This window comes from Teichococcus aerofrigidensis, from assembly GCF_054073225.1.
In genome coordinates this window covers 1-4,571 of record NZ_JBSXMU010000179.1, presented here as the reverse complement: position 1 = coordinate 4,571, position 4,571 = coordinate 1, and the positions used below count along the sequence as shown (strand labels likewise).

The 4,571-nt window shown below is 74.1% G+C and carries 5 protein-coding genes; 1 reads left to right on the top strand and 4 read right to left on the bottom strand.

What is annotated here, in order from left to right; translation table 11 throughout:
- The first annotated feature begins 171 nt into the window (after nucleotides 1-171).
- A complete protein-coding gene (locus ACVMLK_RS19875; protein WP_457487397.1) occupies nucleotides 172-1,542 on the top strand; it encodes a PepSY-associated TM helix domain-containing protein in 1,371 nt (456 codons plus the stop codon).
- Between the two features lie 21 nt (nucleotides 1,543-1,563).
- Here ACVMLK_RS19875 and ACVMLK_RS19870 read toward each other — a convergent pair whose 3' ends face one another.
- The 4 genes from ACVMLK_RS19870 to ACVMLK_RS19855 form a co-directional block, all read right to left on the bottom strand.
- On the bottom strand, nucleotides 1,564-2,007 hold the full coding sequence (locus ACVMLK_RS19870; protein ID WP_198366306.1) for a DUF1810 domain-containing protein: 444 nt from the start codon (nucleotides 2,005-2,007) through the stop codon (nucleotides 1,564-1,566).
- Nucleotides 2,004-3,134 carry a PQQ-dependent sugar dehydrogenase gene (locus ACVMLK_RS19865; RefSeq protein WP_457487396.1) on the bottom strand — a complete coding sequence of 377 codons (1,131 nt, stop codon included), beginning with the start codon at nucleotides 3,132-3,134 and terminating at the stop codon, nucleotides 2,004-2,006. The genes ACVMLK_RS19870 and ACVMLK_RS19865 overlap by 4 nt, the downstream gene beginning before the upstream one ends.
- A gap of 40 nt (nucleotides 3,135-3,174) precedes the next feature.
- Nucleotides 3,175-3,507: a thioredoxin TrxA gene (gene trxA, locus ACVMLK_RS19860; protein WP_198366305.1), complete on the bottom strand. Its 333-nt coding sequence runs from the start codon at nucleotides 3,505-3,507 to the stop codon at nucleotides 3,175-3,177.
- A gap of 129 nt (nucleotides 3,508-3,636) precedes the next feature.
- The coding region (locus tag ACVMLK_RS19855) for a YjbH domain-containing protein (RefSeq protein WP_457487395.1) at nucleotides 3,637-4,571 on the bottom strand (935 nt) is incomplete at its 5' end.

Below are 4,571 nucleotides of genomic sequence, written 5' to 3'. Positions count from 1 at the left end.
GCCGCCTTCCGCCCTACCCCGCCTCCGCCAGCCGCGCGGCCGCCGCGATACGCCCGCGCCCCTCCCGCCCTGGCCTGATCCCCGCGCCCCCAACCCGCTTTCCGCCATCCGGCCGGCGAGGCGGCGCCGCCTGTCGCGCGCCCCCGCCGTCCCCTGGGAGCCAGGCCTTCCATGAGCCTTTCGCACACCGCCCCGCGCCGCGCGCCCGCGCGCGCCGCCGCCGGGGCCTCCGACCTCTACCGCGCCGTCTGGCGCTGGCATTTCTATGCCGGCCTGCTGGTGCTGCCCTTCCTGATCCTGCTGGCCGTGACGGGCGGGGTCTATCTGTTCCGCGCCCAGCTCGACCCGCTGATCCATGCCGATCTCATGCGGGTGGAGGCGCGCGCCACGCCGTCCCGCCCGCCCTCCGAGCAGGTGGCGGCGGCGCTGGCCGCCAGCCCCGGCACGGCCTTCCGCTACATCCCGCCCGCCGCGCCCGATGCCGCCGCCGAGGTGGGGATCAAGGCGCCGGACGGGGCCCGCACCGTCGTCTATGTCGATCCCCACGAGGCCCGGGTGCTCGGCAGCCTCTCCGACAAGGGCACCGCCATGGGCTTCGTCCGCCGGCTGCACAGCCTGGCGGTGGCCGGCCCGCTGGCCAATGCGCTGATCGAGGTCGCCGCCGGCTGGACCATCCTGCTGGTGCTGACCGGCTTCTATCTCTGGTGGCCGCGGCGCGCCGGAACCGGCGGCGTCGTCACCCTGCGCGGCCGGCCGCGCGAACGCGTCTTCTGGCGCGACCTGCATGCCGTGACCGGTGCCGCCATCGGCGGCGTGCTGCTGTTCCTCGCGATCACCGGCATGCCCTGGTCGTCGGTCTGGGGCCGCTACGCCAATGAATGGGCCAACGGACACAATTTCGGCTACCCGGCGGGGCTGCGCGTGGCGCTGCCGATGTCGGACGAGCACCTGGCCCATGCCGGCCCGACCAGCTGGAGCCTGGAACAGGCGCGCCTGCCGCTCTCGGCCGGCGAGGGCCAGCCGATCGGCCTCGACGCCGCCGTGGCGCGTTTCGACGCGCTGGGCCTGGCGCCGGGCTACGCGGTGGCCCTGCCGGGCGGCCCGCAGGGCGTCTTCACCGGCTCGGTCTATCCGGCGGAGCTGGAGCGCCAGAGGGTGATCCACCTCGACCAGTATTCCGGCCAGCCGCTGCTCGACATGAGCTACGCCGACTACGGGCCACTCGGGCGGCTGCTGGAATGGGGCATCAACATCCATCTCGGCCAGCAATGGGGGCTGGCCAACCAGCTCGTGCTGCTCGCCGTCTGCCTCGCCACGGTAGCCTTCTGCGTCGCGGCGGCGGTGATGTGGTGGAAGCGCCGCCCGGCCGGGCGCCTCGGCGTGCCGCCCCTGCCGCAGGAGGCCGGGGTGCTGCGGGGCGTGGTGGCGCTGCTGGCCCTGGGGGGCGTGCTCTTCCCCCTGGTCGGGCTGTCGCTGCTGGTGATGCTGGGGGCCGACCTCCTGCTGACCCGGCGCCGCCGGCCGCGCGCCGCGCGGGCCTGAACGCCGTGGAGACGCGGCGCCTCAGCCGGCGAGGCGGCGCAGCGTCTCCGGGCAGCCCTGGCCGCCGAAGAACTGCTCCAGCGCGGCGCGGAACTCCGCCTCCGGCCGCGCCGCGTCGAACAGCGTCATGCAGGAGCGGAACTTCAGGTCGTCCGGGCTGCCGAAGATCTCGTGCGCCGTGCGGGCCCGCTCGACATTCACCAGGGCGGTGCAGTCCTGCAGGCGCGGCCCCAGCACCGGATGCGCCAGATAGGCCCGCGCCTCGTCGAGCGAGGCGATGGCGTAGTGCTGCGCCATCTCGCTGCGCCCGAGGCCGGCCAGCTGCGGAAAGACGAACCACATCCAGTGCGTGCGCTTGCGCCCCTCGGACAGTTCGCGCAGCACCTGGGGCATGACCGGAGCCTGCGCCTCGAGGAAGCGGGCGAGGCCGAAGGGGTCCACCGTCCCGGTCGCGGGGCCGGTCATGGCGCCGGCTCCAGCCGCAGGACGCGGCCGCGCGATTCGTCGGTCAGCAGGTAGAGCAGGCCATCCGGGCCGGCCACCACATGGCGCAGCCGCGTCTGGCCCCAGAGCAGGCGCTCCTGCCCGGTGATGCGGTCGCCCTCCAGCGTCAGCCGCATCAGCCCGGCGCTGCTCAGCGTCGCCAGGAAGAGGTTGTTGCGCCAGCCGGGAAAGGCCGCGCCCTCGTAGAAGGCGGCGCCGGAGGGGCTGATGGAGGGCGTCCAGTGCACCAGCGGGTCCTGCATGTCCGGCCGCGAGCTGCCCTCATGGATCGGCAGGCCGCTATAGGCCCGGCCATGGCCGACCACGGGCCAGCCGAAATTGGCGCCGGGGCGGACGATATTGACCTCATCGCCGCCACGCGGCCCCATCTCGATCTCGAACAGCGTGCCGGTGGCGGGGTTGAAGACCAGGCCCTGCGGGCTGCGGATGCCATAGGCGTAGATCTCGGGCCGCACGCCCGCGCGGCCCTGGAAGGGATTGCCGGCGGCCGGGCGGCCGTCGCGCTCCAGCCGCAGCAGCTTGCCGGCGAGGTCGTCCAGGCGCTGGGCCCGCTCCGGCTCCGACTGGCGGTCGCCGCTGGTCAGGAACACCTTGCCATCCGGCGCGAAGGCGATGCGGCAGCCGTAATGCCCGTTGCCGGACTGCGCCGGCGTGGCGTCGAGGAGGGGCTGGACGGTGTCCAGCGCCCGGCCGTCGGCGGCGAGCCGCGCCCGCGTCAGGCGCATGACGTTGCCGCCCTGGATCCGCGCCGCCTGGCAGAGATAGATCTCGCGGGTCGTGGCGAAATCCGGGGCCACCTGCACATCCAGCAGCCCGCCCTGCCCGGCGGCCGCCACCGCCGGCAGGCCGGAGAGCGGTGGCGAGACGGCGCCGTCGCGCCCGATCAGCCGCAGCCGGCCCGGCCGCTCGGTGACCAGGAGCCGGCCATCCGGCAGGAAGGCGGCCCCCCACGGGTGTTCCAGCCCGGCGGCGAAGGTGGTGACGCGGAAGCGCGCGGCCTCGCTCTCCACCACCTCGCCACCGCCGCGCAGACCCTCGGCGCAGGCCGGGGTGGCCAGCAGGGCCGCCAGCGCCCCGGCGAGGACCAAGGCACCGCGGCGACGAAGGCCCCGGGCGGCCGTCAAGGCACTACTTGCCCAGCGCGCCGGCGAGCCAGTCCTTCAGCGCGCTCTTGGGCAGGGCGCCGACCTTGGTGTCCACCGGCTTGCCATCCTTGAACAGGATCATCGTGGGAATGCCGCGCACCGCGTACTCGTTCGGGGTGCCGGGGTTCTCATCGATATTGACCTTGGCGATGGTCAGCTCGCCTTCGTAGTCCCGGGCGATCTCGTCCAGGATCGGCGCCACCATGCGGCAGGGGCCGCACCATTCGGCCCAGAAATCAACCAGAACGGGGCCGGAGGCCTCCAGGACGTCCTGCTTGAAGCTCTCGTCGCTGACGGCCTTGGTGAGTTCGCTCATCGATGGATTCCTATCGCAGCCCCGAGGGGGCATCCCCAGGGGCGCCCGCAGGCGGCGGGCGCGGTCCCGCTACAAATCGTGTCGGCCGGGCATCCGGTCAAGCGGGTCGCCGCTCAAGCGGGTCGCCGCTCAGGGGCGGAAGCCGCCGATGTCGCGGCGCAGCGCATCCGCCCGCCCCGCCCGCGTCACCTCCCAAAGGGGATTGTCCACCGCCAGGCGCTGGCCGCCGTCCCGCTGCACCGGGCGGATCACGGCCCCGCCCACGGCCCGGCTGCGGCGGCCGAAAAGCTCCAGCGGTACGCGGATGTAGAGGCCCTTGTCGAAGGAGCCCTCGCCGAAGCGCGCGGCGGAGACGTTGGTCAGGGTGAAGAAGCCGCCGATTTCGATGCCGCTGTCGAAGCGGCGCCCCACCTCCACCGTGCCGCCCCAGTCGCCGGCCAGGTAGCGGCCGGCGCGCAGCACGCCATAGAGGTTCCACCAGGGAAGGTCGGCATAGAGCGAGGCGTGGCCGGTGGCGACGCTGTAGCCGAGGAAGCCGAGCTTCTGGTCATATGCCCGCTGCGCCACCCAGTTCAGGTCGAGGCCGAGGGCGAGACCGCGCTCCTGCGGCCGCCACAGCACCTCGCCCGACAGGCCGCCGAACATCGGCTCCAGATAGCCCGCCGAGGCGCGGGCGAAGACATCCGGCGCCAGGTTCCAGATCCGCTCGCCATAGAGGGCGGTGATCGCCGTCTGGCCTTCCCGGGCATAGTGCGCATAGTCGCTGCGGACATGCGGCAGGCGGCTGTCGGACGGCAGGCCGCCGGAGAGATTGCCGAGCAGGGCCTGCTGCACCCCGCCGGCCAGCGCGAAGCCGGCGCCGAGGGAGAGGCGCGCGCCCGCCCCGATGCCGGCCTGCCAGCGCAGCGTCCGGCTGGGATCGCCCAGCTGCAGCGCGAGCGTCGGCGCGACGGTCCAGTCCAGGGCCGGGCTGGCCAGGGAGGGACCGGCGGGATGCAGGGTGCCGGGCGGCAGGGCGGCGTCCGGCGGCAGGAGGCGGCTGGCCAGCCAGGCCTCCTCCGGGC